This is a genomic window from Candidatus Hydrogenedentota bacterium, from assembly GCA_019637335.1.
Classification (GTDB): Bacteria; Hydrogenedentota; Hydrogenedentia; order Hydrogenedentales; family JAEUWI01; genus JAEUWI01.
The window spans coordinates 542,392-558,664 of sequence record JAHBVV010000001.1 but is presented as its reverse complement, the minus strand read 5'-3'; the positions used below and the strand labels follow the sequence as shown (position 1 = coordinate 558,664).

Below are 16,273 nucleotides of genomic sequence, written 5' to 3'. Positions count from 1 at the left end.
CCCAACCACGCATGGAGGCCTGGATCCGATGACCGAGCCGAATCACGCGCAGTCTCTCAGCCGCAGGAAGTTTCTGGTCCAGTGCGGCGGCGGTTTCGCCGGACTCGCCCTCGCGCAGATGCTCGCGCGGGACGCCGCCGCCCGCGCGCCTTTCCACCACCCGCCGCGCGTCAACCGGATCATCCAGCTTTTCATGACCGGCGGCGCGAGCCCCATGGATCTCTTCGACTACAAGCCCGAACTGGAACGGCTCCACGGGCAGATGCTCGGGCCGAAGGAAAAGCCCGACGGGTTTGTCGCCATGCCCGGCGCCATCATGAAAAGCCCCTTCGCCTTCAAACAGCACGGCCAGAGCGGGCGCTGGGTGAGCGAGGTCTTCCCGGAACAGGCGAAGCTCGTCGACGAAATGGCCTTCCTCATGGCCATGACCACCAAGACCAACGTCCACGGCCCCGGAACCTACATGATGAACTCGGGCTTCCTCCTCCCGGGCTTCCCCAGCATGGGATCCTGGATCACGTACGCGCTCGGGAACATCGCCGACAACCTGCCGTCGTTTGTCGTGCTGCCGGATGCCCGTGGCCTGCCCTACAACCAGAAGGGCTGCTTTTCCTCGGGCTTCTTACCCGCCGTTCACCAGGGCACCGTGATCAACGCCGCCGCGCCCCAGCCCGTGCCCAACCTATTCCCGGATGAGGCCTATCCCTTCGCCGGCCCGGATGCGGACGCCGAGGGCCTCGCGCTGCTGGACGCCATCAACCGCGCCCACGCCGCCGATCGCCCCGGCGACTCGCGCCTCGATGCGCGCATTTCCAGCTACGAACTCGCCGCGAAGATGCAGCTCTCCGCCCCGGAGGCTTTCGACGTCATGCGCGAGCCCGACTACGTCCGGCGCGCCTATGGGCTCGAAGAAAAGCACACGGAAGACTTCGGCCGCCGCTGCCTGCTGGCCACGCGGCTCATCGAGCGGGGCGTCCGCTTCGTGCAGGTCTGGAGCGGGCCCCAGGGCGCCGTCGGCAACTGGGACAACCACGCCAGCATCATCGACGAGCTGCCTCCCATGGCCGCGAGCGTGGACAAGCCCATCGCCGCCATGTTGCGCGACCTCAAATCGCGCGGGCTGGATGAGGATACGCTCGTCATCTGGACCACCGAGTTCGGGCGCACGCCCTTCGCCCAATCCGGCACGGGACGGGACCACAACGGCGGCAGCTTCGTCACCTGGCTCTGGGGCGCGGGCATCAAAGGCGGCGTGTCCCACGGCGAAAGCGACCCGTGGGGCTACCAGGCCGCCCAGGGCAAGACCTACTGCTACGACCTCCACGCCACCGTGCTCCACCTCCTCGGCATCGACCACCAGCGGCTCACCGTCCGCCAGGACGGCATCGACCGCCGCCTCACCGACGTGCATGGGCATGTGGTGCGGGAAATACTGGCGTGACGTGACGGTCACGAGCCGCTCTGCAACTTCTCCACAATTCGGCGGCAGAAATCTGACTTGGGCGGCGTCTGGCTGTATAGCGCCTGCATCATCAGGCTGCTGTGACTGGTTCCTACAACCCTGTCGAGGCTCAAGTTGTAGTGTCCGTTCGGCGCAGCGGCGTACTTGTATACGAGGAAGACGATGTCCGCCCTGGACGGAGAAATCTCGTCGAATCGCAACTTCTCGGTAAAATAGTTGAAGACATGATCCTGAAGGACGGAGGCAATTCGAGTTTGCCACTGCTGGTGATAGAATCCCTTTGATACAAGCTGCGTTATGTAACGCTTTTTTACGTTGGCCCAGTTGAACCCGTAGACCGGTCGCTTCTCCAGGGGAGTACCGGAAGCAAGGGCATCATATGCGGATGAATAGGAGCCGGTAATGTCCACGGCTTGTAATTCGACACTTACGAAATTCAGCACCGAATTGCGATCTTCACTCATCTCCGCCACGACCGCGTCGACGGTTCCGACGTCCGCCATTTTTACTTCGTGAACGACCTCGACTTTCGCGGGCATTGCGCCGGACCAGCAGTGCTCCACGATATCGAACGCAAAGTTGGAGGCAAGTAAGCGCTTGGGGCAGACCGCAACAAGGTTCTCGATGCTCCTGGCTGTCCGGTACACGCTGCACACCGGAAACGGCTGCTTTGAGCGTTGGCTTCTCTTTGTGCAGCGTGATTGTGTGAAGGGGCACTGAAACCCGCCGCTTTCGCGCAACAATTCCCCATCCGGCGGAACCCCCAGGACTTCTCCGATTATGTCGCGAGGATCGACTTCAGGCATTGGTTCTCCCGTTCCGTTTGGGCGCCGATTAGGAGTTCTTTTATGGATGAAGCGACCGCCTCCGCCAGCAGCGGTGGCACGGCGTTCCCGACCTGCCGGAACTGCTCGATCCTCGGCCCGAAAAACCTCATGCGATCGGGAAAAGACTGGAATCGCGCCGCCTCGCGGACTGTAAGGGTGCGTTGCTGTTCGGGATGAATGTAGGCGCCCCAGTGCAAGTCACACTTCGTCAGTATCGTGCACGCGAGCCCGTCCGGATGCAGCCGCCCGTAACGCTTTGTGTGATCGCATCGGCGCGCCTTCCGCATTCCCGATGGAAGCAGGTGAACCGGGATGTCCCTCCAGCTTCCCCCCTGCGGAATATGCTTCAGGCGCTCCATGTTTATGGGCGCCAGCCGGGGTGCGACATGGTTGAAAAGCGCGTCTGAATGGTGGCGCATTTCCGATTGATAGGCTGAAGACGGCTCACCCGTGTACTCAGATACCTCCTTGCCCTCAAGAATGTTCAGTGCCGGAAGGTCGCTTATCGCGTCGCGAACCGTAACGTAGGGCTTCCCGCCGGCCCCGTGCGCAGGTTCCGGGAAACTGAAGTATGGGCCTGGCAGTCGTGTCCCCACGAAGAAAACTCTGCGGCGCTCCTGAGGCACGCCGTATTGCTCCGCCTTCAGCGTGTCTTGGGACACGGCATAGCCCAACTCCGTCAAGCGAGCATGGATTTCCTCGACTGCTCTTCCGCCGCCGGCCGAGAGAATCCCCGTTACGTTTTCCATTACAACGAACCGGGGCAATAGCCCTTCCACCAGCCGGAGGTATTCGCGAAACAATCCACTTCGGGCGTCGTGAAATCCACGCTGATGGTTGTACACGCTGAACGCCTGGCACGGAGGCCCTCCGATCAGACAGTCGAGTTCGCCCTTCTTCAGGCCGGCCAGCTCCAGGAGCATTTTACTTTCAAGGTGCTCGATGGGGCCTTCGATGAAATTGGCGTCGGGATGGGCCGCACGGTACGTCATGGCCGAATATGCATCGAAATCGTTTGCGATCCGAACATCAAACCCTTGATTGTAGAACCCTTGAGAAAGACCCCCGGCCCCACAGAAGAGGTCTATACAGGTAAAGCCAGTCGTCGCCATCCCGTCTCCTTTCGGTGCGCAAGGATACCACGCCCACATTCAACGCTGGTATTTTTCGAGAATTGGATAGCAAGCCAAACTCGAACAAGCCAATTATACTGAAAATAGAATCAGATGTCCAGAGTCTAGCGGTTCTCTCCGTCGTCCCGGTCCACGTCCAGCAGATCCTTCAAGCCCGCGAATGCGTTGAAGCCCAGCGTGGGCTCCGCCGGCCCCACCTGGCTGCGCGCGGATCCCGCGTCGCGCACTTCCGCGTCCTGGTGCTCGTCGTCGTGGCAGTAGACGCAGAGCAGCTCCCAGTTGCTGCCGTCCGGCGGGTTATTGTGGTGATTGTGGTCTTTGTGGTGGACGGTGAGTTCCCGCAGGGCGGCGCCGGCGAATTCCCGACCGCAGCGCGCGCAGACATGCGGGAAGAGCTTCAGGGCCTGCTCGCGATAGCCCTGGTTGCGTTCCGCCTGGTATTTGCGCGCATTGGCGACGATCTGCGCGCGCTTCTCGGGGTCGAGTTTTTTCTTAACCGGCCTGCGCATGCTTGCCTCCATTCGATTTCTGTTTTCGGCGGTTTCGGGTTCATTCTGCGGAACCGGGCCGGGCGCAGGCAAGCAAGGAATTGATCACCACGAAGAGCGGGAAGGGTGCGAAGAAAAACAGAGACGGGCTTTAACCACGAATGGACACCAATGCACACGAATGCACGTGGAACAGCTGCTGGCCGCGATCAGGATCTGTGATCACGGATTACACAGGGCAGCCTCTGGCCGCAACCAAAGAAATGATCACCACGAAGGGCACGAAGACCACGAAGAAAAAAAGGAGAATAGCTTTAACCGCAGAGAACGCAGAGAGCGCAAAGGGTGTTATTGTGCACGGACGGACGGGGACGGTTGAATGGGGGCGTGTTTTTAACCACGAATGGACACCAATGCACACGAATGCGCCGGGAGAAGCGGCTGGCCGCGATCAGGATTTTTGACCACGGATTACACGGATGACACGGATAGCAATTCGTTCCGGCCGTTGTGGCGTGCCTGCGGCTGCGTGCGATTTTCGACGCAGCCTGTTCGGATTGTTTAGTCGTCTGAAGTAGTCACCCTCGTCGCACCCAACGGTGGCGGCTTTCGGTGATCGAAAACCGTCATCCCCACGAAAGGGGCTGTCGATTTAATATTTGTGAGGCGCGCAGAACCTACAATTCTGTGTTATTGAGCTGGGGCGTCATTCCCGCGAAAGCGGGAATCCAGTGGAATTCGGAGGTTTGTGCGTTCGCGTCGCTGGATCCCCGCGTTCGCGGGGATGACGGATCTGCTCATTCCTTCTATAGTGTAGGGTGAATTAAGTAAACCGACAGCCCCCTTCGCGGGAATGACGAGCACCTCCCGTGTAAGCAAGGAATCTCGTATCGGCGAACGCCATACTTCAGACGGCTGAAGTAACACCAAACCGCGCACAACCCACACACAAAAGCCGGTGGCCAGCGCCACCGGCTTTTTTCATGAAACGGCGCCCCCCGCACAAACAGCGGACACCACCTCACGTAGCAGCGCGTCACGCCACCAAAAAAGCAAAACGTCCGCGCAAAGTAGGATAGGCGTCCCGCCTGTCCACACAACCGGATACGGCTCTCCCGCTTTCCTTCCCATGCCACTTCAGACCCATAATCCACGCGCAAAGTAGGATAGGCGTCCCGCCTGTCCATACAACCGGATACGGCTCTCCCGCTTTCCTTCCCATGCCACTTCAGACCCATAATCCACGCGCAAAGTAGGATAGGCGTCTCGCCTGTCCACACAGCCGGATACGGCTGTCCCGATTCCCTTCCCATGCCACTTCAGCCCCCTAATCCAGGCGCCGAACAAGTAAACATCGCCGTAACACTATAGCGGTCTGAAGTGCGGAACAGTATGTGTTTTTACTAATGAAGCCGGTGTTCATGGAGCGCCGGCGGCCCGCCGGCATGGCGCCGAAGGTGCAAGAACACGTTGCCGGAGTCCTCCGTCGACACACGGCTTCTGATGCGACGGTAGCATTTCCAGAACGCTGTCTTGCGCCGGAGGCGCAATCTGCCGGCGGGCCGCCGGCGCTCCATAGTTGCACGTAGCATTTATTCAGCAAGTCTATCTGGTTTGGCCACTGTACTTCGTTCGGCTAAAGTATTACACATCGCCAACCCGAAAAGAGCGGAACGCCTTCCCCCGGCCGCAGCACCCTCCCGCATTCGCTACGCCAGCCCTCACCCGATCCAAAGCACATTGCAGCACAACCGAAGCCAATAGAACGGAACCGCGAATGCACGCGAATTCACCCGAATAAGACTGGTGCGTTCGAGAATGATCGGTTGTATAGCCACGCAGTGGCGGCATACCGTAGTCCGCCGCGGCGGATGAAGTGAGATCGCGCGACAGCGCGAACAAGCGAACCTTGGGTTGTCCACCGCCACCGTGAATAGTTTGCGCCGTTCAGAATCCATCCCACTCGCGTGCGCGCGCGGTGTCGCTGGCGAAGTCCCGTGTGGCACAGCCCGACCCGGAACCCGCCCACGCAATGGCGAGAGGCATCCACGCCAACGGCAGAAACACCGGCGCCACCACGCCCAGCCCGAGGAACAGAACCGCCGCATCCGGCGGAGCAGCGGGCGGGCCGGGGGTTGGGCATCGCGTGTCTATCCCTACGCCCGTGGCGGTCATCGTTGCCCCCTCCGCGCTCGAATGTGTTTCTCGGCCTTCGACCTCATCGAGGCGATTTGGATCGGCATGATCAACAAGGGGAGAAAGATCGGCGGTACAAGGCCGAAGGCGAGGAAGCCGCCGGCGATACCTGAGACCGCGATTCCGTCTGGCTGCAGGGCCGACGCGGCGAGACAGGATAGCACTACGCCGGCAAGCAGCGCGCGCCGCACCTTCCGGGCGGTACTTGCGGGCAGGTGGGCACCCCACCGGCACCGCTGGAGTACGAGCAGGACGAAGGCCGCGCCTAGGACTTCGCGGGCTATCCACGCGATCCAGGGCGGCCCGGTATAGTCGGGCAGGTACACGAATCCGGTGAAAACCGCGGCCGTGACCGCCACCACGAGCACGCCATGGATCGGGCCGCCCTCACAGTCTTCTTTCCCCGGTATCAGTTGTGCGCCCGCCCAGAGCAGGCAGAAAATCGACGCCGTAAACTCGGGTGGCGCGTCGCCAAATAAGGTCAATAGGCAGTACGCACCGAGTACGCCGGGATAGAGGGCCAGCGCGATCCAGCCTGACCAGACCGCAAGGGCCAGCGCGTGAATCGCACCGGGGTGCGCGCTGCCGATATCCCCCATCCGGATATCGGATTGAATTATCGCCGCACAGACCAGGCCCAGCGCCAATAAACTAACCGCCGCGATCCGCATCACAGCCACGCTCCATTGCCAGTTGGAAAGAGGACGCTGGAAGTCCATGCCTGAGCGGCTGTGACTGAACCACATCATCCAGATTACGCCCGCGGTAGCGCAAAGCACGTCCGCCGCCTTTGTGGGTCCCGGGATTTGTTGAAAGGTGCCGAGGGGAAATAGGAACAACATACCCAGACCCATGATCCATACTAGGGGCGGCCGACGCGCGGACTCTAGAAAAAGGCGCGATTCATACCACGACTGGGCGGCAATCCGCGACGGGAAAGGCGGTTGCCCCAGATCCGCGCCGATGGACGGCTGCGGATGGGCCCCGTCATCCGATAGATCGAGTTCGCCTCGCTGGATGGACGCCTGTTCTGGCGACGGGCGGTCCGCATGTAGCTTGCTGCGCATATCGCCCGGGAAATCGTATGGGCCGGGATCCCCGCAGCGTGTACGGCGCGCCAGGCGCAACGAGACGGCCAGCCCTAGTGCGGCGATTATTGCGCAAGCCGACCAGAAACCGGGTCCCGCTGGAGGGCTACCGTAGCTTTCGATGCTCGGATAGAAGCTGGCGCAGAGAATCAGAATGAGCAGGTATGGCGTCAGATACCACGGTATGGGATCCGCCGTCTCCGGGAGGCGAAGTACCCAGTACCATGTCTGAATGAGCGCGCCAATGGCGGCAAGAAGAACGAGTGGGGTGATGATCGCCCGCACCAGATCCTCCGCCGGAACTCCACGGCCGGCAATGTAGCACGCGGCAACCAGCGCAAAGCCGACGACGAAAGACACGAATTCGACGCACACAAAATCACGTGTGGCAATGGGGAGCCGCTGGAAGAGACCGACCGTATCGGGTTCCCTCCCCCTGCGGTGCATCGCGGCGAGTATTACAATCCATGGTATTACGAGAACATACAAGTTTTGCGGTATTGAATTGGATGCCGCGTACGCCGCGACCACCATCCCAACGAGCCCGCCGCCCGCGCACCCGACCAGGAGGGGCAGTCGATAGCAGCGAAAAAAGTACCACAGCAGCGCGGCATTCGGCCCGGGGAACTGTATTATCAGCGGCATGGCAATCATCTCCGGGTATCGGGCCGTCGTTTCAAAGCGCGCATGGCGAATCCCTTTCTCGGCCTATGTGCCGCCCGACTGCGTGTGTGTTTTACCACCATCTGTCCTTCACCATTTCTCGTAGTCGAAGAAAATGAGGCATCATCACGACGGGCAGCAGGAGCGGAGCCAGAATGCCAAATTCCATATAGGTGGAAAGAATCCCCGGCCCGGGGGCGGAGATCGGGCCAATGGTGGAGGTGACCAGAGCAATCGCCAGCACGCCGGCGGCGAGCAAGGCGCAGATCGCCCGCGCCATTCGTGCCGGGATGACCTTCATGACAATGAGGGGGTAGAGGAGCCCGAGGACCAGGGCCGCCCCGAGAATCTCGCGGAGGAGGATCGGATACGGTGGCGGAATATCCAGCGTGGGCAACACGAACATGCCCGCGCCGGCGAAGGCGATGCCGGCCAGGGCAACCGGCAGGGCCGCACGGGACGCACGGGCAATCGGTTTTGCCTGGAGCAGGATGGGCAGCAGCAGCCCGGTGAGGCCGAAAGGCGCCAGAAGCGAGTCGTACACGTTCCCATGGGTGGAATGCAGCACACCAATAGCAATCAATCCAAAGACGAGGCCCTGGCCGAGCGCCACGGAGATCCAGCCCACCCACGCCGCCGCAAGCATCATTTGGGGCGCGAGGATGGCCAGCGCCCTGGCTTCCGGATCGAACAGGAGGAGCAAGCGTGGCAGCCACAGCGCCACGGCGCCCACGGCGATCACGATCCCAAGAACCCGAAGCAGAACGACGCTGTAATTCCAGTCGGTGAGTGGGACCGGCGGCGTTGTGACTGGCGGCTGCCAACCGCTTAAATGCAAGCCAATATAGAGGGTCACGCCGAGGAAGTAATCCGCGAACAGCGTCTGGCTGGATAGGGGCTCAAGGCGCAAGAACAGGGGTAGAAAGGCGAGGTAGGCCGTGGAAAACGAGAGTTCTCCCAGGCTCCGAAAGCGGTTCGCGAGCTCCCGCCATTCGCGCCATTCCTGGGCCGCGTTCTGTGACATAAAGGGAGGCCGCTGCGCGGGAACTCTTTGCGGCAGGGAATGGCGGCGCGCCGCCGCGCCGCCCTGCGCGGGTGACAACATCCGCCTTGCAAACCCGTGGCGGGTATGCTGCGCATGGCGCCTCACCGCCCAATACATCACGGCAAGGGCGGCGGTCACAGCAAACGCCAGCCAGAGGGGCCGCCAGAAAATCAGCGTGCCGGGAGTCGGCACGGGGCTGCTCGTGAAGACCAGTATAAGGAGGGCCACGATGCCCGCAACGGAGAAGAGACGTGCCAACCCAACCCGGTGGTCTATGTTCGATGTGCGCGCGATTCCGTAGACGAATAGTGCCGCGGGCACGGATCCGATGTAGAACGTGACGGGAATGGGATCGATAAACAGGCTTGACAAACCGAAAAGGGCCAGCATCCACAGGACGATGAAAAGCACGATAAGCAATTCGGTGTGGACAAGTGCGGCTGTCCGGACCGGCGTACGCCAGCCAAAGGGGTAACTGGCTCCGGTCAGGATACTCGCAGCAGCGAAAGCCATGATCGCAACCGATGGAATGAGGAAGTAACTCACGTACTCCAGTTCTTCGGAAAAGTATGTTATGAAGAGCGCCAGAAACAGTAGGAAAGCCCCATTCGCAAATACAGTCCAAGAGCAGCGAAAAAAGTACCACAGCAACGCGGCATTCGGGCCGGGGAATTGTTTTATCAGCAACATGGCAACCATCTCCGGCTATCGGGCCTCCGTTTCAAAGCGCGCATGGCGGTATTCCCCGGTCGTTGTCTGTTGTGCCTGATTGGCCGTCGTGGGAATAGCGCTGGGCCGTCACGGCGAGGGGGTACCACACGATCGGGCTGGCCAGCAATACGCATGTTTGACCGAAGTGCATGTTGATAAAGTGCTCACTCAGCTCGGTGGGGAATACATAGGCATAGCCGGCCGCGGTATAGAGTGACGCGAAGAGCGCCGAACCCGCTGCGGTGTCCCCCCTGGAGATTAGTCCCGTACGCAGCCCATAACTGAAAAGCGCCCCGAAAGTGATGAGGGGCGTCACCCAGATGTACCAGAGGGTGCCGTAATTCACGGCGGTTTCATCGACCGCGACGATTCCGGTCACAACGGAAACGAGCAGGGCCAGAACCGACAGCCAGAGTTCGCGGGGCCAGCGAATGAGGGTGCCATAGCGGCGGCCGAATGCCCGGACGACAATCCAGGCGGCGAATATGAAGGCCAGTGCACCCGCACCGGGAAGCGGCTCGCCCATCTTGGATATGACCTCGTCGTCGCTAAAGAAAAGCGAAAGCACGTGGTATCGAAGCAGGGCAGCGGGGAATGAAATCAAGAATATGAGTAGCCCGATAGCGAATGCGAGCAGGCCATAAACGGCGACCACAACGGACGGTACCAATACCAGGCCAGCGACGAGGAATTCGCCCAGGATTACAACCGTATCCCCAGCGAAAATCGCGACCAAACGGGGCGGACCAGCCAAGAGCGCGCCTGTCAGCAGGATGGCCAACGCCATGGAGACCGTCTTGGCGCGCCCGACACGTTGCGAGGTGATGGGGCGGGCTAGCGCGAAGTTGCGGTACTGCGGCGATACTCGGTTGTACTTCGAAGCGATCAAGAAGGGGACTATGAGGTAAATTCCCGTCATGGTGAACATAGAGATGACACTGTAGGGGAAATCGTCGAACGCGATGAGGAGCATGTTTACCACGGTCGCGCCGCCCACCAGCATGGGAAGCCACATGGCGGCGCTGCGCCACTCAAACCACACCTGGGCCCAGAAGGGGGAGGAGAAGGATTTTCCACGCAGTATGGCGGCAGGCAGCCGGGTCGAAAAATGCTCTCGCGGGATCCGCGGCAGCAGTTGGTCGCCAGGTAGACTGCCGCCGCGGGCCAGGTGTGCGGCGGCAAAGCACCAGAGGATACCCGCGACTGCGAGTGCCAGGCAGATGTCCGTCTCAGGCGAAAAGGGCGTCAACGGCGTTGCCAGCCAGCCGGCCGTAACCACCGCGATGAAACCCATGGCAAAAGCTAAGAACCCCGGCACGGGACCCAGGACATAACACCCGAACATGGCGGCTTGCCCTTGAAGTGAAATTGCCACCAGCAAGGCCACGGGCATGAGGGAGGGTAATGTTCCTTCGTCCAGGTGCCAGAACAGGCCGCACACCCCCCCCAACAGCAGGGCCACCGCGATGTGAAACATCAATGTGACAAGTATTTGCCCATGTAGCCGAACGGGAAGCGTCAGCGATTGCCATAGGGGCTGCAAGGTGATGTCCCCCTCGCTCCATCGGGGCACGCAGCACAAGATCCCTATCGCCGCCGCGCACAATATCACTATCTCGAACACGCCGACGGAGGGCACTGCGCGAGTCGCTTCGCTAACGCCGGATCCAAAGACGAGATGCTGAATGTAGTTGAGGAAACTGAGCGCGAGCAGAACGGCCACAACCGCGCTCAGCACCCGCGCACGCGGTGCGAACTCCGCCCACAGCAGCGCGGCGTAGGGCCCGGGGAATTGTCTTATCAGCGGCATGGCAACCGTCTCCGGCTATCGGGCCTCCGTTTCAAAGCGCGCATGACCATACCCATTGGCAGGATAAATCGCACCCGACAGCAATGCGCGCCCGCAGGAGGTTGGGCATCCCGCCACGGCGCGTCTTCGACCTGCCCGACACAGAGGAAGCGCGGGCGCGAACATTCGCCCGCAACGTTGTTCGATAGCAATCGCATACAAGAATTTCCTACATACGCGTTCACGATACGCAAGACAGAACGCCGGGAACCCGGACGCCTGCGCGCAAACGGTGTCGGGCAGGGATGCCCAAACCCCCTGTCCTTCCCGTCCCATCGCCCTACTCCCCGCCGAGGGCCACCGGCGCGCCGAGCACGGCGAGCCAGAAGAGCGCGCGGCCGTATTGCCAGAGCAGCGCGGCATTCCGGCCGGGGAATTGTCTTATCAGCGGCATGCGCCCAATCTCCTTTCGCTGTCTCGAAATCTCATCGATCGCCTCCCTAACCGGCCCGCTGCAATCGCGCGAGATGTGGCAACCAAACGATGGGAAGCATGATCAGGGCGACCAGGTAGCCCTCGCTATCCGGAGCGGCCAAACCGACGTTATACACTTGCAGCGGCAGCAGGATACGGAACAGGCCGAAGAGTAAGAGAAATGCCAGGAACAACCCGCCCGTCGTTGCGCGTGAGAAAAAAGATGCCCGGTAGGCGTGGTAAAGGAGCGCTAACGCGGCTAGCGTTGGGATTACGTGCAGCAGGAACAGTTCGAGAAACACGACCACCTCGTCGCTGTCGTACCAGAGAATTGGTGGAATGGCGAGGAGGACTACGAGACTGAGCGGCCAGGCGGTTGGCGTGCCGCAACGTCGGCTCGACCACAAGCTGAGTGCGAATATCGTCGCGGCCAGAGTTACAAACGGGGGCGTTATAATAATCTCGACGGGCGCAAATGAGGTAAGCGTGCTGATGCCGGCAATCAAAAGTACTGCCGGAAGTACGGCTAAGGCGATTATGCGACCCGCGCAGAGCGCGACCCACCAGTAAGGGGCACTCGCTATAGCCATGCTGCCAAAAATGGCCATTCCTTCCCTCGGCGCGAGGGTCCATGTATTCCACCGGCCCCCCACAACCATGGCCATTATGAGAATTACACCTACCCCCAGGAGCGCGACTAAAACGGATGCCATGCCCGCCAGCGCGCGCGCGGATCCGCAAGTGGTCTCATCTAAGGGTAATCCCAGGGAAAAACGTGTTGTCACTCGGTTCCGGCGGTCCCACAGATAACCTGTGGCGAAGGCGATGCCCGCGACGAGCGAACTGAGGCCACCCAGGTCCCAGGCTTCTACGTGCATATCCGGTGTTGCGACACCTGGTGCAATGGCGAGGAGGAAAGCGGGCAGAAAGAGCGCCGGAAACCAGACGGCCGTGCTGCGAAACTCCAGCCATGTCTGTGCGCGAAGCGGGGACCATGGGGGCTTTGTTTGCATAGATTCCCGCCGACCGGTCTGAACCCCGGACCTGTTGACGCGAAAGTACATGGGCATTTGCCTGGCATTGCCACCCGTCCGCGCCACGCCCGCGCCGCGAATGCAAAAGAAGAGGGTGGGAACAGCGGCGAGTCCGAAGGCCCAGCTGGCTCGGGATCCACCAAGCTCCAATCCGCCTGTCGCCAACCAGGCGATGCACAAGAGGCCGCCGACCGCGCCCAGTACCGTGCCAATGGCCCGTGGAGCTTCGTATCGACAGTTCAAGAAGGCGGCCCACTGCACGCTGAAAACCAGGAGAACCGCGCCCATAAACAGCGGCGCGAATTCTGTAGTGGTGCGCCCGCCGAAATAGACGAATTCATTTAAGGGGATGCATATCAGCGTGTGGAGCAGGGCTATGATCGTCCGATACGCCAAAACGACAGCAACCTGTTTTCCGGTCGAGAGTGGCAACGCAAAGCGCTGCGCCGGGTAGGCCAGACCAAGCCCCGAGACCGTCTCTTCCGAACACAGGAGCGCTATGCCCGTAGTCCAGAGGAGGTACATCAGGGCGAGCATCAGACCTTCATCCAGGAAGAGCAGGGTTTCATTCTCGGCATACCACCAGGCGCCGGTGCCCGCTATAGACAAAAGCCAGATCGTGGCGAGAGCGCGGCAGTGGGAGCGCCATAGTGACCATAGGAATATGTACACTGGGTGATTCATGTGTCGGGGACTCCATTGGCCCTGCATTTCCCGGCCCCGCCACTCGGTCGAGGGTGGTACTTGAACCTGCGCTGCCCTTGCGTCGGGCAGGGATGCCCAACCTCCTGAGCTTCCCGTCCCATCACCCTACTCCCCGCCCAGCGCCATCGGCGCGCCGGCATGCGCGATGAAGATCTCTTCCAGGCCCACCTCGCTTTCCTCCAGAATCGCGCCGCCCTGTTCCGTGATGGCCTGTTTGCAGGCCTCGTGCTCCCGATTGCAGAGGACGGTCCATTCGCCATTGAAATGCTGGCAACTGAGGGCGCCAGGGAGGGTAGCGCGGAGCGGCGGCGTTTCGAACTTGGCGACGAACTTGGTGTGGGTCCGTTTGATCTCTTCCAGCGGCGCGTTGAGCAGCAGCTTGCCGTTGTAGATCATGGCCATGTGGTCGGCGACGCGCTCGACCTCCTCCAGCAGGTGCGAGGAGAAGAGCACGGTGCGCCCCTCGTCGGCCACGGTGCGGATGATGGCGGAGAGGATGTCGCGCCGCACGACCGGGTCGAGGCCGGAGGAGGGCTCGTCGAGCACGAGGAAATCGGGCCGGTGCGCCAGCGCGCCGAGCAGTCCCGCCTGGGCGAGCTGCCCGCGCGAGAGGGTCTTGAGCTTGGCCTGGGGGTCGAGCTTGAACTGCTCGCGGAGCTCCTCGGCGAAGTCCGGGTCCCAGTTCGGGTAGAACGCGCGGAGGTAGCGCATGAGTTCGTGGACCCGCATCCAGCCGGGCAGGTCGCGGTCTTCGCTGAGGAAGCCGATGCGCACGAGCACGGCCTCGGGCTCGGCGATGGGGTCCATGCCGAAGACCTCCACCGTGCCCGACTGCGGGCGCAGCATGCCCATGAGGTGCTTGATGAGCGTGGTCTTCCCCGCGCCGTTGCTGCCCACGAGGCCGAACACGGACCCCTTCGGGATGTCCAGCGACACGTCGTCCAGGGCGGTCACGCGTTTGTACGTGCGCGTGAGGTTCTTGATGCGTGCTACCGTTTCCATGATCGGTCTCCCTGTGCCGGCGCTCCGGTCCGGCGGTCACCTGCCGCGCCTACCGTTTCCGGTGCCGCTTCTCCACGAGTTCCAATACCGTGTCCAAATCAAAGCCCAGGTGCGCCGCCTCCGCCAGCAGACGATCGGCCTGCGCCGCCAGCAGCCGCAGCCGCTCCGCCCGCGCCAGGGGCGATCCGCCCCCGGCCACCACCGTGCCCGATCCCTGACGCGATGCCAGCACCCCCTGCGTCTCCAGCTCGCGGTACGCCCGCGCCACCGTGTTCGGGTTGATCAGGAGCTGCTGCGCCAGCGCGCGAATGGGCGGCATCTCGTCCCCGGGCTTCAGGCGCCCCGCCGCGACCAGGTGCTTCACCTGGTCCATGATCTGGCGGTAGATGGGCGCGCCGTCGCCGGGCGCGATATGCAACTGCATCGAATGGAATCCCTGTGCCTATTGACTGATTGTATTAAGAGTTTAATACACTTTGTCCCGCCTGTCAATACCCCGAAACCGAGCCCCGCCGGAACGCCCGCGGGGCCGCATCGCGCCAGGCGAATTTGCCCGCCCTGTCGCGGTATGATGGCTGCGGAGTGAAATGAATACATTTCGCGCGTCAGGGGTATATTGTCAGAGAGCGCGCCGGGAGCGGCCCGGGGGCGCGGGAGGATCGATGCCATGAACAAATCTATCGTGCTTGCGGCCGGCTGGGTGCTGGCCATCGTACTCGGGGGCGCCCTGTTTATGCAGGTGCTGGCGAATCGGGATCTTACGGGCCAGATCGCTGCGGCGGAGGCAAACCGGAATGCGCTGGAGGCGCGGCTCGCGAATCTCGAGCACGAACATGCCGAATTGCGGCGCAATCTATCGGCAACCGGCGAGGCGGCCCCGGCACATATGGGCGCCGCGACCGAATCCGTGGAAGTGCCCAAAGGCTTCGATCCCGCCGCCCTGCTGAAGAACATGCTCGGCGGCGACAAAACCGAAACCAGCAAACCGAAAGGCGAAAAGCCGGAGAATCCCTTCGCGGCCATGTTCGAGGGCGAGCAGGGCGAGGCCATGATAGAGTCCATGCTGCCGATGCAGGTGGACATGCAGTATTCCGCGCTCTTCCAGGATCTCAACCTGCCGGCGGAACGGCGGGCCGCCCTGCGGGACGCCCTGCTGGAGCACGCGCGCGCCGGCATGGCCGCGGGGATGTCGATGATGCGCGGCGAAGGCATGCCCGACGGTAGCGCCATGCCGTCGGAAGAGTCGCTCCGCGCCGCGATAGCGGAAGTGCTGACGCCCGAGGAGCTCGCGCAGTTCGACGCCTACCAGGAAGAGCTCCCCGAGCGGATGCTGCGCCAGCAGTTCGATATGCAGATGAACATGTTCGCCGGCGACCTGCCCGAGGACATCCGCGCCACCGCCGTGGACATCATGGTGGAGAACCTGCTCGAAGCCGGCCAGACTGGGATGGACATGAACCCCGACTTCAGCGCCATGCGCGCCGCCTTCGACAACACGCTGGCGGACCTGGGCCAGGTGCTGTCGCCGGAGGATTTCGCCCGCGTCCGCCCGATAATCGACCAGCAGCGCGCCGGCATCGATATGGCCGTGCGGATGATGGGCCTGGAAGAGGAAACCGAACCCGCGCCCTAAGAAAGCCAGCAAATGCAGCGGCG

Annotated in this window: 11 protein-coding genes; 2 read left to right on the top strand and 9 right to left on the bottom strand. The window is 61.8% G+C overall.

All coding sequences use genetic code 11. The features are described from left to right. Positions 1 to 28: 28 nt before the first annotated feature. Positions 29 to 1,441 (top strand): DUF1501 domain-containing protein, encoded by a 1,413-nt coding sequence (locus KF886_02065; protein ID MBX3176124.1) that lies wholly within the window; start codon positions 29 to 31, stop codon positions 1,439 to 1,441. Positions 1,442 to 1,449: 8 nt separating this feature from the next. Here KF886_02065 and KF886_02060 read toward each other — a convergent pair whose 3' ends face one another. From KF886_02060 to KF886_02020, 9 genes are all read right to left on the bottom strand, one after another. Next, complete coding sequence (locus KF886_02060) at positions 1,450 to 2,268, bottom strand: hypothetical protein (protein MBX3176123.1); 819 nt, start codon at positions 2,266 to 2,268, stop codon at positions 1,450 to 1,452. Then, on the bottom strand, positions 2,241 to 3,401 hold the full coding sequence (locus KF886_02055; GenBank protein MBX3176122.1) for a DNA cytosine methyltransferase: 1,161 nt from the start codon (positions 3,399 to 3,401) through the stop codon (positions 2,241 to 2,243). Before KF886_02055 ends, KF886_02060 begins: the two co-directional genes overlap by 28 nt. Positions 3,402 to 3,526: 125 nt before the next feature. After that, positions 3,527 to 3,931, bottom strand: a complete 405-nt coding sequence (locus KF886_02050) for a YajD family HNH nuclease (GenBank protein ID MBX3176121.1) — start codon at positions 3,929 to 3,931, stop codon at positions 3,527 to 3,529. Positions 3,932 to 6,081: 2,150 nt separating this feature from the next. Next, a complete protein-coding gene (locus KF886_02045) occupies positions 6,082 to 7,839 on the bottom strand; it encodes a hypothetical protein (protein MBX3176120.1) in 1,758 nt (585 codons plus the stop codon). A gap of 91 nt (positions 7,840 to 7,930) precedes the next feature. Further along, positions 7,931 to 9,592 (bottom strand): hypothetical protein, encoded by a 1,662-nt coding sequence (locus KF886_02040; GenBank protein ID MBX3176119.1) that lies wholly within the window; start codon positions 9,590 to 9,592, stop codon positions 7,931 to 7,933. Positions 9,593 to 9,623: 31 nt separating this feature from the next. Then, a complete protein-coding gene (locus KF886_02035; GenBank protein ID MBX3176118.1) occupies positions 9,624 to 11,423 on the bottom strand; it encodes a hypothetical protein in 1,800 nt (599 codons plus the stop codon). A 479-nt stretch (positions 11,424 to 11,902) separates the two neighbouring features. Then, the gene (locus tag KF886_02030) at positions 11,903 to 13,594 is read right to left on the bottom strand and encodes a hypothetical protein (protein MBX3176117.1); all 1,692 of its coding nucleotides are present in this window, start codon (positions 13,592 to 13,594) and stop codon (positions 11,903 to 11,905) included. Between the two features lie 126 nt (positions 13,595 to 13,720). Beyond that, positions 13,721 to 14,617 (bottom strand): ABC transporter ATP-binding protein, encoded by an 897-nt coding sequence (locus KF886_02025; GenBank protein MBX3176116.1) that lies wholly within the window; start codon positions 14,615 to 14,617, stop codon positions 13,721 to 13,723. A gap of 49 nt (positions 14,618 to 14,666) precedes the next feature. Next, entirely contained in the window at positions 14,667 to 15,041 is a 375-nt protein-coding gene (locus KF886_02020) for a GntR family transcriptional regulator (protein ID MBX3176115.1), read from the bottom strand. 243 nt (positions 15,042 to 15,284) lie between these two features. On the opposite strand from KF886_02020, the gene KF886_02015 reads away from it, so the two are divergent. Further along, positions 15,285 to 16,250 (top strand): hypothetical protein, encoded by a 966-nt coding sequence (locus tag KF886_02015; GenBank protein MBX3176114.1) that lies wholly within the window; start codon positions 15,285 to 15,287, stop codon positions 16,248 to 16,250. The last annotated feature ends 23 nt before the right edge of the window (positions 16,251 to 16,273 follow it).

What these genes read in the sequence shown, in the direction of transcription:
- KF886_02065 (MBX3176124.1), top strand. Translation starts at nt 29, where the DNA reads ATGACCGAGCCGAATCACGCGCAGTCTCTCAGCCGCAGGAAGTTTCTG.
- KF886_02060 (MBX3176123.1), bottom strand. Translation starts at nt 2,268, where the DNA reads ATGCCTGAAGTCGATCCTCGCGACATAATCGGAGAAGTCCTGGGGGTT.
- KF886_02055 (MBX3176122.1), bottom strand. Translation starts at nt 3,401, where the DNA reads ATGGCGACGACTGGCTTTACCTGTATAGACCTCTTCTGTGGGGCCGGG.
- KF886_02050 (MBX3176121.1), bottom strand. Translation starts at nt 3,931, where the DNA reads ATGCGCAGGCCGGTTAAGAAAAAACTCGACCCCGAGAAGCGCGCGCAG.
- KF886_02045 (MBX3176120.1), bottom strand. Translation starts at nt 7,839, where the DNA reads ATGCCGCTGATAATACAGTTCCCCGGGCCGAATGCCGCGCTGCTGTGG.
- KF886_02040 (MBX3176119.1), bottom strand. Translation starts at nt 9,592, where the DNA reads ATGTTGCTGATAAAACAATTCCCCGGCCCGAATGCCGCGTTGCTGTGG.
- KF886_02035 (MBX3176118.1), bottom strand. Translation starts at nt 11,423, where the DNA reads ATGCCGCTGATAAGACAATTCCCCGGGCCCTACGCCGCGCTGCTGTGG.
- KF886_02030 (MBX3176117.1), bottom strand. Translation starts at nt 13,594, where the DNA reads ATGAATCACCCAGTGTACATATTCCTATGGTCACTATGGCGCTCCCAC.
- KF886_02025 (MBX3176116.1), bottom strand. Translation starts at nt 14,617, where the DNA reads ATGGAAACGGTAGCACGCATCAAGAACCTCACGCGCACGTACAAACGC.
- KF886_02020 (MBX3176115.1), bottom strand. Translation starts at nt 15,041, where the DNA reads ATGCAGTTGCATATCGCGCCCGGCGACGGCGCGCCCATCTACCGCCAG.
- KF886_02015 (MBX3176114.1), top strand. Translation starts at nt 15,285, where the DNA reads ATGAACAAATCTATCGTGCTTGCGGCCGGCTGGGTGCTGGCCATCGTA.